Origin of the sequence: Xanthomonas sp. D-36-1, assembly GCF_017746155.1 — a bacterium.
Lineage (GTDB): Bacteria > Pseudomonadota > Gammaproteobacteria > Xanthomonadales > Xanthomonadaceae > Xanthomonas > Xanthomonas cissicola.
Genome location: NZ_JAGHWR010000002.1, coordinates 79,689 through 94,662, shown reverse-complemented (window position 1 = coordinate 94,662; position 14,974 = coordinate 79,689). Strand labels below are relative to the sequence as shown.

Genomic DNA, 14,974 nt, shown 5'->3' with positions numbered 1-14,974 from the left:
GCGATGCGAATTGCTCGCAATTGCGGTACCTTTTTGGCATGAATGCAGATGCCTCCCCCTCGACCGACCTGCGCGACGAAATCGCCAGCGCCGTCACGCACGGCCTGGGGGCGATTGCCGCACTGGCCGGTGGTTCGGTGCTGATCACGCTGGCTGCCATCTATGGCGATGGCTGGCAACTGGCCACCGCCATCGTGTTCAGTGCCACCCTGGTACTGCTCTACGTCGCCTCCACGCTGTTCCATGCCATTCCGCATCCGGGCGCCAAGGCGCGCCTGCAGGTGCTCGATCATTGCGCGATCTATCTGCTGATCGCCGGCACCTACACACCGTTTACGTTGATCAATCTGCGCGGTCCGTGGGGCTGGGGATTGTTCGCCGCCATCTGGACGATCGCCGCCGCCGGCGTGATCTTCAAACTGTTTTTTACCGGTCGCTTTCGATTGCTCTCGACGGTGCTGTATCTGGCGATGGGCTGGCTGATCATCGTGGCCATCGAGCCGCTGCTGCGCTCTGTCGACACCTGGTCGCTGTGCTGGCTGCTGGCTGGCGGGCTCTTCTACACCTTGGGCACGTATTTCTACCAACGCGACACCCAGCGTTACTTCCACGCCATCTGGCATCTGTTCGTGCTCGCCGGTAGCGCTTGCCACTTCGTTGCGGTGATTGCGCAGGTGATGTGATCTGTGACCAACAGCGCGTTCGCGCGCCGTGCACGAGCCATCGCCAACCATTGCGCACGTGAACAACGTGCCCTCCTCCCCCGCTCCTTCGCCCGCCCGCGTATCGCGCCATCGCCGCTGGTGGATCGGGCTCGGCATCGTTGCTGCGCTCGTGGCGATCTTCGTGCTGCTGTTCGACTGGAACTGGTTACGCGGGCCGGTCGAACGCGCAGTCAGTGCGAAGACCGGGCGCGAATTTCATCTGGGTCATCTGGATGTCGATCTGGGCCGCATCACCACGGTGCGTGGCGAGCGATTGAGCCTGGGCAATGCATCGTGGTCCAAGCGCGGCGCAATGGCAGAACTGCACGCGGCAGAGATCGATGTCGAATTCTGGCCACTGCTGCGCGGCAAGCTGCGGCTGCCGGAGATCCGGCTGGAGCACCCCACGCTGTTGCTGGAAGCCGGCAACGATAGCCATCCGGGTAACTGGGTCTTCGACCAGAGCGATGGCGACGGCAGCATGCCGCGCCTGGGCCGCCTGTTGGTTACCAACGGGCGGCTGCAATATATCGACGATGCCAGCCGCTCGGATGTGGATGTGGCCATCAACAGCCTGGCACCGCCCAGCAGCGACCAGCGCGCCGCACCGATCGGCATCGACGGTAAGGGCCGCTGGAAAGGCTATCCATTCTCGCTCAAGGGCAATACTGCCTCACCGCTGGAATTGAGCCAAAGCGAACATCCTTTCCGCATCGATCTGCGCGGCAGCGCCGGCGCCACGCGGACGCATGTGCGCGGCACGTTGACCAATCCATTCCAGTTCCGGGTGTTCGACCTGCAGATGGCGCTCAGCGGCCAGGATATGGAAGACCTCTATCCGCTGATCGGCGTCGCGATGCCATCCACGCCCCCTTACAAGCTGGACGGCCGCTTGCGCCGCGACGGCGATGTCTGGCGCTATGAAAAGTTCACCGGCACTGCCGGCGACAGCGATCTTTCCGGCACTGCAGAAATCGACCTGCGCAACAAGCGCCCGTTCCTGCGCGCTGACCTGGCTTCCAAACGACTGGATTTCGACGACCTGGCCGGTTTCGTTGGCGCGCCGCCCAAGACCGGAACCAACGAGTCGGCAAACGCCGAGCAGAAAAAGCAGGCCGCGCAGCTTGCCGCCAGCGCGCGCGTTCTGCCGACAACCCCGTACGACCTGTCCAAATTGCGCGCAATGGACGCGCAGGTGCGTTGGCGCGCACAGCGCATCAACGCACCGTCCTGGCCTCTGGACGACATGGACGCTTCGTTGACCCTGAAAGACGGCCTGCTGCAGCTGGATCCATTGAACTTCGGCGTCGCCGGCGGCGACATTCGTTCCACCATCGGCATGGATGCACGCAAAGCAATAATCACCACCCAACTGAAGGCCAGCATTCGCGGCATTCGTCTGGATCGGCTGTTTCCCGATGCCACGCTCGCCAAGCAGGCCTCGGGGGCGATCGGCGGCGAGCTGGATCTGCGTGGCCGCGGTAACTCCATCGCCGCGATGCTCGGCAGCGCCGATGGCAGCATCGGCGTCGGCATGGGCCGCGGCCATGTCGGCAACCTGATCATGGAGCTGGCCGGCCTGGACATCGCCGAATCGCTGAAATACCTGCTCACCAAGGATCGCCAGATCCCCGTGCGCTGCATCTTCGGCGACTTCGGCGTGCAGGACGGGCTGATGCAGTCGCGGGCACTGGCTTTCGACAGCACCGACACCATCATCGTCGGCGAAGGCAACATCAGCCTCAAGAACGAAACACTCGATCTGCTGCTGCGCCCGCGCCCGAAAGATCGCAGCATCCTCAGCCTGCGCTCGCCGTTGCGGATCGGCGGCACTTTCAAGGACCCGAGCTTCCGCCCCGACTTCAAGGCGCTAGGCGTGCGCGGCGCGATCGCGGTCGCACTCGGCAGCATCGCACCACCGGCTGCCCTGCTGGCGACCTTCGAACCGGGCCCGGGCAAAGACAGCGATTGCGGCGGCAAGTACGCGCAGTAATGCAGCGCAGCGTCAGCTGGCGATGTAACGCTGCAGCTGGTCGATATCCTGTCGCTGCGCTTCGATCACCGCCTTGACCAGGTCGCCGATCGAAATCACGCCTTGCACGCGGCCGTTTTCGACCACCGGCAAATGGCGAAAGCGTCCGTCGGTCATCAGCTGCATGCAGCGCTCCACCGTATCCGATGGCGATACTGTCACCACCTCGGCGCTCATGATCTCGGCGACGCTGGTCGTGGAAGACGAGCGATCGCGCAGCACTATCTTGCGCGCGTAATCGCGCTCGGAGACGATGCCGACCAAGCGCGGCCCGTCCATCACCAAGACCGCGCCGACGGCCTTCTCGGCCATCAGGCGAATCGCCTCGATCACCGCGGCATCGGCGGCAACGGCAAATACCTCAACCTGCTTGGTCCCCAACAGCTGTCGTACGGTCTGCATGGCCCGCTCCGCGCTTGCTCTGGTGATCGCAGCCTACTCCTACCGCGCCGCGGTGGGTATCGACCAGATACAACGGGCGCTGCTTGGCCTCGTCGTACAAACGGCCCAGGTATTCGCCAATCAGGCCCAGAGCAATCAGCTGAACGCCCCCCAGGAACAGGATCACCGACATCAGCGTTGGCCAACCGGCCACTGGGTCGCCCACCAGCGCAGCCTTGATGACGACCCAGGCACCGAACAGGAATGCCAGCAGCGCGGTAAGTAGGCCCAGATACGTGGCCGCCCGCAGCGGCACCGTGGAAAAGCTGGTGATGCCATCGAGTGCGAAATTCCACAGCCGCCAGACCGTGAACTTGCTGTGTCCGGACAGACGCGGCTCACGCCGATACGGCAGCGCCACCTGGCGAAACCCGACCCAACCGAAGAGCCCCTTCATGAAACGGTGGCGTTCGCGCAGCTGCTGCAAGGCTTGCACGACACGTGGCGACAGCAAGCGGAAATCACCGGTATCGGCAGGGATCGGGGTGCGCGACAAGCGCCTTATCACACGATAAAACGCATGCGCAGCGCTACGCTTGAGCCAACTCTCGCCCTCGCGAATGACCCGCGTACCGAAGATGTTGTCGTAGCCGCCACGCCACAGCGCAACGAATTCCGGGATCAGTTCCGGTGGATCCTGGCCATCGGCATCGAGCAACACCACAGCCCCCGGCAGCACGTGGTCCAGTCCGGCAGAAATCGCCACTTCCTTGCCGAAATTACGCGACAGCCGCACCGCACTCACCTGCGCATCCGCCTCGGTCAGCGCATGCACCACCTCCCAGGTGCCATCGGTGCTGCCGTCGTCGACATACAGCACGTGCGTCTGCAGTGCAGGCAGCTGCGCCAACACCGCGCACAGGCGCGGATGCAGCAGGGGGATGCTGGTTTCTTCATTGAAGGCCGCGATGAGCACCGTCAGGCGTTCGGGCGCAACCGGCGACTGGGCAGCGTCGATGGCGCTCACCGTCAGGGCGCCTGCAGATAGGCAGGGCCGCCCAGCTGGCGCGCCTGCCGCTGGATCCACCCCGCACGTCGCTGCACGAATGCGCCCGGACGACGCGCGTCATAGCGCCGTGGCGATGGCAACACCGCTGCCAGGCGTGCCGATTCGCTTGGCGACAGGCCTGCCGCATCCTTGCTCCAGAACTGCTGCGCAGCCGCTTGCGCGCCATACACCCCGTCGCCGAATTCGGCCACGTTGAGATACATCTCCAGAATGCGTTGCTTCGGCCAGAACAGCTCGATCAACACCGTGTACCAGGCTTCCAGGCCCTTGCGCACCCAACTGCGCCCCTGCCAAAGGAACACATTCTTGGCAACCTGCTGGCTGATGGTGCTGGCGCCGCGCACGCGTCCACCGCGGGCATTGTGATCGCGCGCCTTTTCGATCGCCTGCAGATCGAAACCGTGGTGCATCGGGAACTGCTGATCCTCCGCGGCCACTACCGAAATCGGCAGGCTTATGGCGATCTTGTCGTAATCACGCCACTGCTGATGCAGCGAAAAACTCCAGTCGCCCTCGCCCCAGGCTTCCAGGTAACGCCCCACCATCATGCTGCTGATCGGCGGATCGACCACCCGCAAGACCAGCACCTGCAGCACGCTCGCCGCTGCAAACAGTAGCGGTGCTGCCATCAGCCAGCGCAACCACCGCCGCGCGCGCCGCGGTGGCGCCGCCTGCTTGCCATCCCATGCATCCGTCCCCATTGTTCGCTACGACCTTCAATCCCGATGCCTGCCGCATTATCCGGCAACCAGCGTCCCTTACGCCCGATGTTTCCATGACCGATCACGATCAGCTTTCCCGTTTCCTGCTGCCCGCCGCTGGCGTGCGCGGCGTCCATGTGCGCCTGACCAAGGCCTGGCACGACATCCAGGGGGCCGCCGAGTATCCGCCCGCCGCGCGCCAACTGCTCGGCGAAGCTGCGGTGGCCGCTGCACTGTTCACCGGCCACACCAAGGTCGACGGGCGCCTGTCGGTGCAACTGCGCGGCAACGACATCTTGCGCACCCTGTTTGCCGAATGCACCGCCGCCGGCACCTTGCGCGGCATCGTGCAGTTGGCCGAGGGCGCGGATGCGCCGACCGACCTGCGCGAACTGGGCGAGGCCGCGCTGCTGGCGATCACCATCGAGAACCCCGGCCTGGACCCGCGCGAGCCGCAGCGCTACCAGAGTCTGGTCGGCATGCAGGCACCGGACCTGGCCGAAGCCTTCGAAACCTATTTTCAGCAGTCCGAACAGTTGCCGACGCGCTTGCTGCTGGCCGCTGGCCCGGATCAGGCCGCCGGCCTGCTGTTGCAGAAGCTCCCCGGCGACGAGGGCGACACCGATGGCTGGACCCGGATTGGCGCCCTGTTCGACACCCTGGGCGCACCGGAGCTGCTCTCGGTTGCCGGCCAGGACCTGCTGCACCGTCTGTTCCACGAGGAAGAGCCGCAGTTGCTCGGCAGCAAGCCGCTCAGCTTCGGCTGCTCCTGTTCGCGCGAGCGGGTCGCCTCGATGCTGCAATCGCTAGGCGAGGAGGAGGCGCGCGCGGCCGCCGAGGCAACGGGCGAAGTCGAGGTGCGTTGCGAATTCTGCGGCCGTGAGTATCACTTTCCGTTGACCGCGCTGGACGTACTTTTCAACGCGGCGCAGCCCTCGCAGGAAGCGCCAGAAAGGTTGCAATAGATAGGATGACGGTGGTGTTCTGGGGGGACGCGACCACTTGTTAAATAATCATAAACACCCTAGCATCCTACTTGCCCGCTCTCGGGAACTTAACAACTGCCCCTGGGTCTGACCTCTGGTATGCGATACCTACTGCGCCTCCCGCTAGCTTTGATGGTTGCCCTTGCGGCGGCCACAGGCGTGCACGCGCAGTCGGCGCAGCAGTTGCGCGAAAGTACGATCCTGCCGGTGTGGAACAAGGGCAGCGGCAAGGTGGAAGCCTTTCTGTACCTGGAGCCGACCGGCGAGCAGAAAGCCGGTGCGCGCTGGCATTTCGGTCGCAACTCGCTCGATGCCGCGTTCGGCCTGAGCTCCGGCGACTCGCTTGGCCTGCTCTGCAACAGTAGCCGCGGCACCAATATCAGCGGTCTTGCCAGCCATTGCCTGCTTGCAGGCATCGGCGATGACGAAGAAGACAGCGCGGCTGCCTCGCGTCGCGTGTCCGGCACGCTGGGCTTCAATCGCGGCAGTGGCCGGGTTGGCGTCACCGCGGGCACTGGCCGCGACACCCTGCCAGCCTGGCTGATCGGTGCCGGCAAGGCCCCGTTGACGCGTGTCGAGCAAAACGACCTCACCGTCTTTGGGCAGAAGAACATCGGTCGCGAAGGCTTTGTTTCGATCGGCGGCACGTATGCTCGCGCGCGCCTGGTGCCGCTGGCCGACGTGTCCCCGGCCATTGCCGATCAATGGGACAGCAAGACCTTGAGCGTTGGCGGCGGCTATGGCGCTTTCAGCGCAAATGTCATAGGCCGCGTTGTCGACGTCCCCGGCCAGCCCGAAAAATGGGAAGGCCTGGGCCTGGGCCTGACCTGGCGCACTCCCTGGAGCGGCCAGCTCACCGTTGGCGCGGAGAACGTCATTTCCCGTGGCAAGAACCCGTTCGCACCAAGCAACGAGAGCAACAGCGACGGTACGGTTCCGTACGTCAGATACGAGCAAGACTTGTAACCTATTGATTTCAGAGTGTTTCACAAGACGCCATCGGCCTGCAGCCGGTGGCGTTTTCCGTTACGGATCACCCCTCCAGCCGGCACCTTCACAACCTTCTTCTTTTTCGTTAACGGGACTTTAATTTCTCTCGCAACGCATATACCATCGGTTCACCCTGACGTTTTGGATCCGCTTTTTTCGGAACCCCCGACAGGCAAAACAACCCTTGGCAGTACCCAAGATCACTTGGAGAGAGAGCTAATGAATTGCAAGTCCAACAAGCTGCGCGATGCAGTTGTCCTCGCGCTTGTCGTGGGTGTGGGCGGTACCGGTACCGCCATCGCCCAGGAAGCCGGCACTACCAATCTCGACAAGATCGAGGTGACGGGTTCGCGCATCCGCCAGGTCGATAGCGAGACAGCCCAGCCGGTGCTGCTGATCAGCAGGGATCAGATCGAAAAGCAGGGCTTCAAGTCGGTTGCGGACATCCTGCAGAACATTCCGACCGCGGGCTCGCCGGCCATCAGCCGTACCTCGCCGCTGAGCTCCGGCGAAAACGTCGGTGGTTACTACATCGACCTGCGCAACCTGGGTGCCAACCGTACCTTGGTCCTGGTTGAGCGCATCGAAGTCCTGAAGGACGGCGCATCCACGATCTACGGTTCCGACGCGATTGCAGGCGTGATCAACATCATCACCCGCAAGGATTTCGAAGGCGCCGAAGCGAACGTCTACATTGGCCAGTGGGGCCAGGGCGACGGTCAGCGCGACGTGTACGACTTCACGATGGGCTTCCGTGGTGATCGCGGCTCGCTGACCGCCGGCGTCGAATACACCAACGAAGACCCGGTCTGGGCACGTAACCGCTGGTTCAGCCGCGCCCGATTCCCGACTGGGGAAAAGACCGATCCGCGTCCGGGCGGTCTTTCGGGAACCACTGAATTTGGTCGTTTTGCTTATACCAATGCTGCAGGCGGCACCTCGACGCGCACGCTGCGCCGCGACGTTGCTGGGCTGGATCCGGCTGACTTTTCCAGCTATCGCGCGCTAAACGGCACCGACACCTACAATCCCTCGCTGGCATCCACGGTCTACAGCGGCATCAAGCGCAAATCGGCGTTCCTCAATGGGCACTTCGATTTCACCGACAATGTCGCGTTCGACACCAGCGTTCTGTACACCGACCGCGAGTCGTTCGCACAGAATGCCGGCTATCCGATGCAGAGCGCCAATTTCAACCTGAGCAACGGCGGCCTGTCCATCGACAGCGTCTTCAATCCGCTGGGCAATCAGGCGACCGGCACGCTGCCTGCAGGCGTCGCCCCGCAGGCTGTTCAATATGTGCGGCGTGGCTGGGAAGTTCCGCGCGAAGTTCAGAACAATCTGACCACCTCGCGATTCACGGGCAAGTTTAGCGGCAATTTCAATTTCGGCGAGAAATACTGGGATTGGGAAGCGGGCTTCCTTTACAACCAGAATAAAGGCACGCAGATCAGCACGGGTAATCTCAATACCTATGCCGTCGGCCAGGCCACCGGTCCGTCCTTCATCAATTCCGAGGGTGTGGCACAGTGCGGCACCGCCGCGAACCCGATTACCCTCGGCTCCGGCCCCGGGGCATGCACGCCCTGGAATCCGCTGGTTCCGTTCGGCTACAACGCGCCGAACGGCTTGAACGACCCCAACGTCCAGGCTTACCTGTATCAGCCCGGCCAGGCGCTGTCCGAAACCACCACCAAGAACTACTTCGCAAGCGTTTCCGGCATCCTGGCCTCGCTGCCGGCCGGCGACCTGGGCGTGGCGGTTGGCGTGGAACGTCGCGAAGAAACCGGCTCGTTCTCGCCAGATGCACTCGCACAGACGGGTATCTCGACGGTTCTGGCCGCCGGCCCGACCCGCGGTGGCTACAACCTCAACGAAGTCTATGCCGAGTTGCAGGTTCCGTTGCTGGCGGACCTTCCCGGCGCCAAGGAATTGAGCGTCACGCTGGCAACGCGTTATTCGGATTACGACACCTTCGGCAATACGACCAACAGCAAGTTCGGATTCAAGTGGAAGCCGTTCGAGTCTGTGCTGGTGCGTGGTACATGGTCGGAAGGTTTCCGCGCGCCGACCGTTGCAGACTTGTTCGGCGGCCTGTCGCAGAGCTTCGAGAACTACACCGATCCGTGCGATACCTCGTTCGGCCCGGCTGCCGGCAATGCACGCTGCCTGGCTGATGTGCCGGCAGGTTTCCGTCAGCTCAATGCGTCGGGTGTCGCTCCCGCACCGGGCCCTGGCGAACAGACGAATGTGCCGTTCGTGTCCGGCTCGACTCCCACGCTGACCCCGGAAACCTCGACCTCCAAGACGCTTGGCCTGGTGTGGAGCCCCGGTTTCATCACCGGCCTCAACGCCTCGCTGGATTGGTGGAATATCCGCATCGAAAACACCATCGTTGGCGACACGCCGACCGACCTGCTGGACGATTGCTACCTGCGCGGTATCGAGTCGCGTTGCGTGGGCTTTACCCGTAACGCAGCGGGCAACATCACCAGCTTGTCGTTCGGCCTGCGCAATGCCGGCTATGTTGAGACCGAAGGCTTCGACTTCGATCTGAATTATCGCTTCGAGACGCAGTGGGGCAACTTCACCACATCGCTGTTGAACACCTACGTGTCCAAGAACGAACTGAAGGCCGACAACACCAGCAATCCGCCAAGCCAGCAGAACGGATTCGGCGGCAACTTCCGCGTCCGCTCCAACCTTTCGGTGAACTGGCAGTGGGACGATTGGTCTGTGACCTGGAGCGCGCGTTACTACTCGCGTACCAAGGAGCGTTGCTTCGCCGCCGATCGCTGCAGCCTGCCTGACTTCACTGCTCCCGAGTTCCAGGGCGCAACTGTTGGCATGAACGAGCTCGGCTCCAATACTTTCCACGATCTGCAAGTGGCTTATGCCCTTCCGTGGAACGCAACGGTCGCCGTCGGTGCGAACAACATCTTCGAACACTATTCGGCACCCGCTTATGGCCAGCCCAACTCCGGCTACTCCTATTACGGTGGCTACGACATTGGTCGCTTCATGTACATGAAGTATCAGCAGCGTTTCTGATTTAAAACTGGAACAAAGTAAGTTATGAAAAAACGGCCCCAAGGGGCCGTTTTTTTGTTGGCGAGCGCCAAGATTCGAACAGAAAAATCCGTTTGCCTTACACCAACATAGTCAGCTCACCCCGGAATCAACGTCTGGATCACATGCTCGACGTAGGCTTCGAAATCTTCCCGGGCTGGCTTGGGCTGCTGCAATTGCAGTGAGAGTTGCAGGAAGCCGACGTAGGCGGCGTAGGCCAAGCGGGCACGATGCTGGGCATCGGTACGGGTAAGGCCGGCCTGGCGGAACGAGGCGATGAGGTAATCGAGGCGACGTTGGGACACGCGATCGATGACCGGGCGTACGGCCGGGTGATCGAGTGCTTTGAGCAGTTCGCTATAGATAACGTGCGGTTTGACTTCGTGGGCAACCAGCTGGAACAAGGCGCGCAAGCGGGCGCTGGGGTCGGGCACGTCTTCCAGGCTGCCGAACACTTCCTTTTGCTCGAAGATTTCCCAGCGCTCAAGGGCGGCCTGCAGCAGGGCGTCGCGCGAGGGGAAGTGCCAGTAGAAGCTGCCTTTGGTGACGCCGAGCCGGCGCGCCAGGGGCTCGACTGCAACCGCGCCCACCCCTTGTTCGGCGATCAGGTCGAGCGCGGCCTGTGCCCAATCGTCCGCGCTGAGGCGATTGCCGCGACCGGAGCTGGCGCGGGGCGTGGTGGGGCTAGAGTCGATGGTGTCGTTCATACCGCGATTTAACCATACGCTTGTGTCAGTTGCAGTATGCATCACGAAATTGACATATCAGCGCCATGATTCCGTGGCCTAACCGTCCATACGATTGAGTATTGACAGCCGCCATCGCGCATCCATACCATTAAGTATGGTCATCTCACCCTCTAGCCTCGCCTCAGCTGCGTCCTTGTCCAGCGTCAACGCTGGCGATGCAGTGCTCGCGGTGTCGATGCGGGGGGGCGAACATGCGCCGTCGGTAGTGTTCGCGCATGGGTTTGGACAGACCCGACATGCCTGGGAAGCCACTGCCACGACGCTGGCTGAAAAGGGCTACCGCACCCTGTCGTACGACGCACGCGGGCATGGCGATTCCAGCGCCAATGCGGCGGACCAGCCCTACTCGGCAACGCAGTTCACCGACGATCTGATCGTGCTGGCCGGCGAGCAGCCCCAGCCACCGGTGTTGGTTGCTGCGTCGATGGGGGGCTTGTTCGGGCTACTGGCCGAAGCGCGGTGGCCGGGCCTGTTTCGTGCCATCGTGCTGGTCGACATCACACCACGCTGGGATACCACGGGTGTGGAGCGCATCCTGCGCTTCATGACCGCGCATCCGGACGGCTTTGCATCGCTGGATGCGGCCGCCGATGCGATTGCCGCCTACCTGCCGCATCGGCCGCGCAAAACGCCGGGCCAACTGCAGGCATTGCTGCGGCAGCGTACCGATGGGCGTTGGCGCTGGCATTGGGATCCACGCCTGGTCGACGAACTGGCCGGCCAGGATGCCCAGCTCCAGCAGCATGCATTGCTGGAAGCGGCAGCACAGGTGCGTTGCCCGATGCTGCTCATCAGCGGCGGACGCAGCGATCTAGTGACACCAGCCAACATCGCCGAATTCCTCTCCATCGCGCCGCATGCGCAGCATGTGCATCTGCCCGATGCCACGCACATGCTGGCAGGCGACGACAACACCACGTTTACCGCCACCGTGTTGCATTATCTGGACGCACTGCCGGCGGCTTGCACCATCGCAGCGTCCAACACTACCGAGCATGTCACTGGAGCAAGACCATGAGCATCATTGCACCGTTCCTCCTCGTCGTCCTGGCGGCGGGTATCGCTGCCTACCACCGGATGCGCCTTGCCACGTGGGTTGCGATCAGCGCCTGTGTGCTGGTGGCGTGCTGGCTGCTGGGCGCCAATCTCACCGCCACCATCGTGGCCGCCGCGCTGGTGGTACTGATCTCCGCACCAGTGTTGCTGCCGTTCCTGCGCAAGCCGCTGCTGACCACGCCGCTGATGGGCTTCTTCCGCAAGGTGCTGCCGCCGCTGTCGCAGACCGAGCGCATCGCACTGGAAACCGGTTCGGTCGGCTTCGAAGGCGAGCTGTTCACCGGCGATCCGGATTGGCAGAAGCTGCTGAACTATCCCAAGCCGCAACTCACCGCCGAAGAGCAGGCCTTCCTGGATGGCCCGGTGGAAGAGCTGTGCAAGATGATCAACGACTGGGAAATCACCCACGTCCACGCCGACCTGCCGCCAGAGCTGTGGGACTTCATCAAGAAGAACAAGTTCTTCGGCATGATCATTCCCAAGCAGTACGGCGGCCTGGGTTTCAGCGCGCTGGCGCACCACAAGGTGATCCAGAAGCTGTCCTCGATCTCCAGCGTGGTCAGCTCCACCGTTGGCGTGCCCAACTCGCTCGGCCCCGGTGAGCTGTTGCTGCATTACGGCACCCCCGAACAGAAGGACTACTACCTGCCGCGGCTGGCGGTCGGTGCGGAAGTGCCGTGCTTCGGCCTGACTGGTCCGTTCGCCGGCTCCGATGCCACCTCGATTCCCGATTACGGCATCGTTTGCAAGGGCGAATGGAATGGCGCCAATGTGCTGGGCGTCAAGCTGACCTTCGACAAGCGCTACATCACCCTGGCACCGGTCGCCTCGCTGATCGGCCTGGCGTTCCGCGCCTACGATCCGGATGGTCTGATTGGCGACAAAAAGGACATCGGCATCACCCTGGCGCTGCTGCCGCGCGAAACTCCGGGCGTGGAAATCGGCCGCCGCCATTTCCCGTTGAATTCGCCGTTCCAGAATGGCCCGATCCACGGTGAAGAGGTGTTCATCCCGCTGAGCCAGCTGATCGGTGGCGTGGAGATGGTCGGCAAGGGCTGGAACATGCTCAACGAGTGTCTGGCTGTTGGCCGTTCGATCACCCTGCCCTCCACCGCCAGCGGCGGCAGCAAGGCCGCAGCGGTGGTCACCGGTGCGTATGCGCGTATCCGCAAGCAATTCGGCCTGTCGGTGGGCCGTTTCGAGGGCGTGGAAGAAGCGCTGGCCCGTATCGGCGGCAAGGCCTATGCGATCAGTGCGCTGTCGCAGGCCACGGCCGCGGCGGTGGATCGCGGCGATGTGCCGTCGGTGCCGTCGGCGATTGCCAAGTACCACTGCACCACCATGGGCCGCGAAGTGGTCAGCGACATGATGGACGTGATCGGCGGCAAGGGCATCATCCTGGGGCCCCGCAACTTCGCCGGCCGCGCCTGGCAGGCCGCGCCGATCGGCGTGACCGTGGAAGGCGCCAACATCATGACCCGCAGCCTGCTGATCTTCGGCCAGGGCGCCATCCTGTGCCATCCCTGGGTGTTGAAGGAGATGCAGGCCGCGCAGGATCCCGACACCCGTCGTGGTCTGGAGCAGTTCGACCAGAGCCTGTTCGGTCATATCCGCTTCGGCATTTCCAACGCGGTGCGCTCGTTCTGGTTCGGCCTGACCGGTGCGCGTCTCGGTGCGGCGCCGGGCGATGCGTATACCCGTCGCTTCTTCCGCAAGCTGGATCGCTATTCGGCCAACCTGGCCTTGATGGCCGACGTGTCGATGCTGATGCTGGGCGGCAAGTTGAAGTTCAAGGAGTCGCTGTCCGGTCGCTTGGGCGATGTGCTGAGCCATATCTACATGACCAGCGCGATCCTCAAGCGCTATCACGACGAGGGCGCACCGGCGAGCGACCAGCCGCTGCTGGCCTGGGCCTTCCACGACAGCGTGCACAAGATCGAAACCGCGCTGTCGGCGGCGCTACGCAACTTCCCGATCCGCCCGGTGGGCTGGTTGATGTGGGTGCTGATCTTCCCGTTGGGCCGTCGCGCCGAAGCGCCTGGCGATCGCCTGGGCCATCGCGTGGCTTCGCTGTTGATGACGCCCAACGAGGCGCGCGACCGTCTGGCCAAGGGCGTGTTCCTGACGCCGTGCGCCAACAATCCGGGCGGCCGTATCGCCAGCTACCTGACCAAGGCGGTGATGGCCGAACCGGTGGAGCGCAAGTTCCTGAAGGCGCTCAAGACCAAGGGCATCGAAGCGCTGGATTTCCCGGCGCAGCTGGACGAAGCCGTGGCCGAAGGCGTGATCAGCATGGAAGAGCGCAAGCTGCTGGAGGAGCTGCGGGAGATCATGATGGACACCATCACCGTGGACGACTTCGATCCGCATGAATTGCGTGCGGCCAGCTTCTACGACAAGCCGCAGATGCAACAGCCACGCGAAGCCGCGTAAGGCATAAAGCTGGGGCGAGAATAGACACGGCGGGCTTCGGCCCGCCGTTGTTGTTTGTGGAGATGGGTCTTGTCAGCAGCATGCTGCCTGCAGCTTCATCGGCTGCGGTCTTCGCGGCAGAACGCGCGCACCGGCGGCGCGACCTGTCGGCCGGCTATCGAATGAGCACGTGCTAGGGGCGAACGCGTGCGAGAGTCGCGCACGTCACACGCCGGCAGCAGCCAGGCGCTGAGGCTACAGAACAAGAGCTCATCGCAGCCATGCCCCACTCCTGCGTGTAGCGAACCTGCAGCGAACAACTGCCGCAGCTGGATCAGAACGGCAGCCACACCAGCGCCAAGGCGATCAACGCCGGCAGCGCCTGCACGAAGAAGATCCGGCGGTTGACGCTGTAGGCGCCGTAGCAACCTGCCACCACCACGCAGACCAGGAAGAAGCTCAGCACGTCGGGGCGGGCGGCCAGTGCGCCCCAGAGCAGGCCCGCGGCAAGGAAGCCGTTGTAGAGCCCCTGGTTGGCCGCCAGCACGCGGGTGGCCTGCGCCTTCTCAAGGCTATTGCGGAAGGTCTTCAAGCCCAGCGGATGCGTCCACAGCACCATTTCCAATACCAGGATGTAGACGTGCAACAGTGCGATGCACAGGCCGGCAATGATGGCAAGCAGGGACATGGCAGACCGCCTCGACAAATGGTGCCGCCAGCATAGCCGCGATTGCGGTCGCTCTGTTCGGCACACCTGCACTACCGAGCTGGTGAGTGCGCTTCTGGCGCTGCCAGAGTGAGAGAAGCAGTCCGTCTGCGTGGTCG

The 14,974-nt window shown here is 63.2% G+C and carries 12 protein-coding genes; 7 read left to right on the top strand and 5 right to left on the bottom strand.

All coding sequences use genetic code 11. From position 1 onward, the window contains the following. Window positions 1-38 precede the first annotated feature (38 nt). Together J7367_RS00675 and J7367_RS00670 are read left to right on the top strand one after the other, a co-directional pair. Window positions 39-683, top strand: coding sequence for a hemolysin III family protein (locus J7367_RS00675; protein ID WP_003482378.1), 645 nt, complete (start codon window positions 39-41; stop codon window positions 681-683). 58 nt (window positions 684-741) lie between these two features. Continuing rightward, the gene (locus J7367_RS00670) at window positions 742-2,697 is read left to right on the top strand and encodes an AsmA family protein (protein ID WP_081027560.1); all 1,956 of its coding nucleotides are present in this window, start codon (window positions 742-744) and stop codon (window positions 2,695-2,697) included. 12 nt (window positions 2,698-2,709) lie between these two features. On the opposite strand, the gene J7367_RS00665 is transcribed toward J7367_RS00670, so the two are convergent. From J7367_RS00665 to mtgA, 3 genes are read right to left on the bottom strand one after another with little or no spacing between them, the layout of a single operon-like run. Further along, window positions 2,710-3,138, bottom strand: a complete 429-nt coding sequence (locus J7367_RS00665; RefSeq protein WP_057660180.1) for a CBS domain-containing protein — start codon at window positions 3,136-3,138, stop codon at window positions 2,710-2,712. Beyond that, window positions 3,098-4,144 carry a glycosyltransferase family 2 protein gene (locus tag J7367_RS00660; protein ID WP_057660179.1) on the bottom strand — a complete coding sequence of 349 codons (1,047 nt, stop codon included), beginning with the start codon at window positions 4,142-4,144 and terminating at the stop codon, window positions 3,098-3,100. The genes J7367_RS00665 and J7367_RS00660 overlap by 41 nt, the downstream gene beginning before the upstream one ends. A gap of 2 nt (window positions 4,145-4,146) precedes the next feature. Further along, the gene (gene mtgA / locus J7367_RS00655) at window positions 4,147-4,887 is read right to left on the bottom strand and encodes a monofunctional biosynthetic peptidoglycan transglycosylase (protein WP_007967961.1); all 741 of its coding nucleotides are present in this window, start codon (window positions 4,885-4,887) and stop codon (window positions 4,147-4,149) included. 74 nt (window positions 4,888-4,961) lie between these two features. Between mtgA and J7367_RS00650 the strand changes: the two genes are divergently transcribed. The 3 genes from J7367_RS00650 to J7367_RS00640 all read left to right on the top strand — a co-directional run bounded on the left by J7367_RS00650 (window position 4,962) and on the right by J7367_RS00640 (window position 9,914). Then, the gene (locus J7367_RS00650; protein ID WP_007967963.1) at window positions 4,962-5,852 is read left to right on the top strand and encodes an Hsp33 family molecular chaperone HslO; all 891 of its coding nucleotides are present in this window, start codon (window positions 4,962-4,964) and stop codon (window positions 5,850-5,852) included. 153 nt (window positions 5,853-6,005) lie between these two features. Next, window positions 6,006-6,839 carry a hypothetical protein gene (locus J7367_RS00645; protein WP_033481266.1) on the top strand — a complete coding sequence of 278 codons (834 nt, stop codon included), beginning with the start codon at window positions 6,006-6,008 and terminating at the stop codon, window positions 6,837-6,839. A gap of 243 nt (window positions 6,840-7,082) precedes the next feature. Then, entirely contained in the window at window positions 7,083-9,914 is a 2,832-nt protein-coding gene (locus tag J7367_RS00640) for a TonB-dependent receptor (RefSeq protein ID WP_209028890.1), read from the top strand. Between the two features lie 116 nt (window positions 9,915-10,030). Here J7367_RS00640 and J7367_RS00635 read toward each other — a convergent pair whose 3' ends face one another. Next, complete coding sequence (locus J7367_RS00635) at window positions 10,031-10,639, bottom strand: TetR/AcrR family transcriptional regulator (protein ID WP_022558782.1); 609 nt, start codon at window positions 10,637-10,639, stop codon at window positions 10,031-10,033. A 136-nt stretch (window positions 10,640-10,775) separates the two neighbouring features. Here J7367_RS00635 and J7367_RS00630 point away from each other — a divergent pair, with 136 nt between their 5' ends. Beyond that, on the top strand, window positions 10,776-11,699 hold the full coding sequence (locus tag J7367_RS00630; RefSeq protein ID WP_007967971.1) for an alpha/beta hydrolase: 924 nt from the start codon (window positions 10,776-10,778) through the stop codon (window positions 11,697-11,699). Next, window positions 11,696-14,170, top strand: coding sequence for an acyl-CoA dehydrogenase (locus tag J7367_RS00625; protein ID WP_022558781.1), 2,475 nt, complete (start codon window positions 11,696-11,698; stop codon window positions 14,168-14,170). The genes J7367_RS00630 and J7367_RS00625 overlap by 4 nt, the downstream gene beginning before the upstream one ends. Before the next feature lie 313 nt (window positions 14,171-14,483). On the opposite strand, the gene J7367_RS00620 is transcribed toward J7367_RS00625, so the two are convergent. After that, the gene (locus tag J7367_RS00620) at window positions 14,484-14,837 is read right to left on the bottom strand and encodes a DUF1304 domain-containing protein (protein WP_007967975.1); all 354 of its coding nucleotides are present in this window, start codon (window positions 14,835-14,837) and stop codon (window positions 14,484-14,486) included. Between the last annotated feature and the right edge of the window lie 137 nt (window positions 14,838-14,974).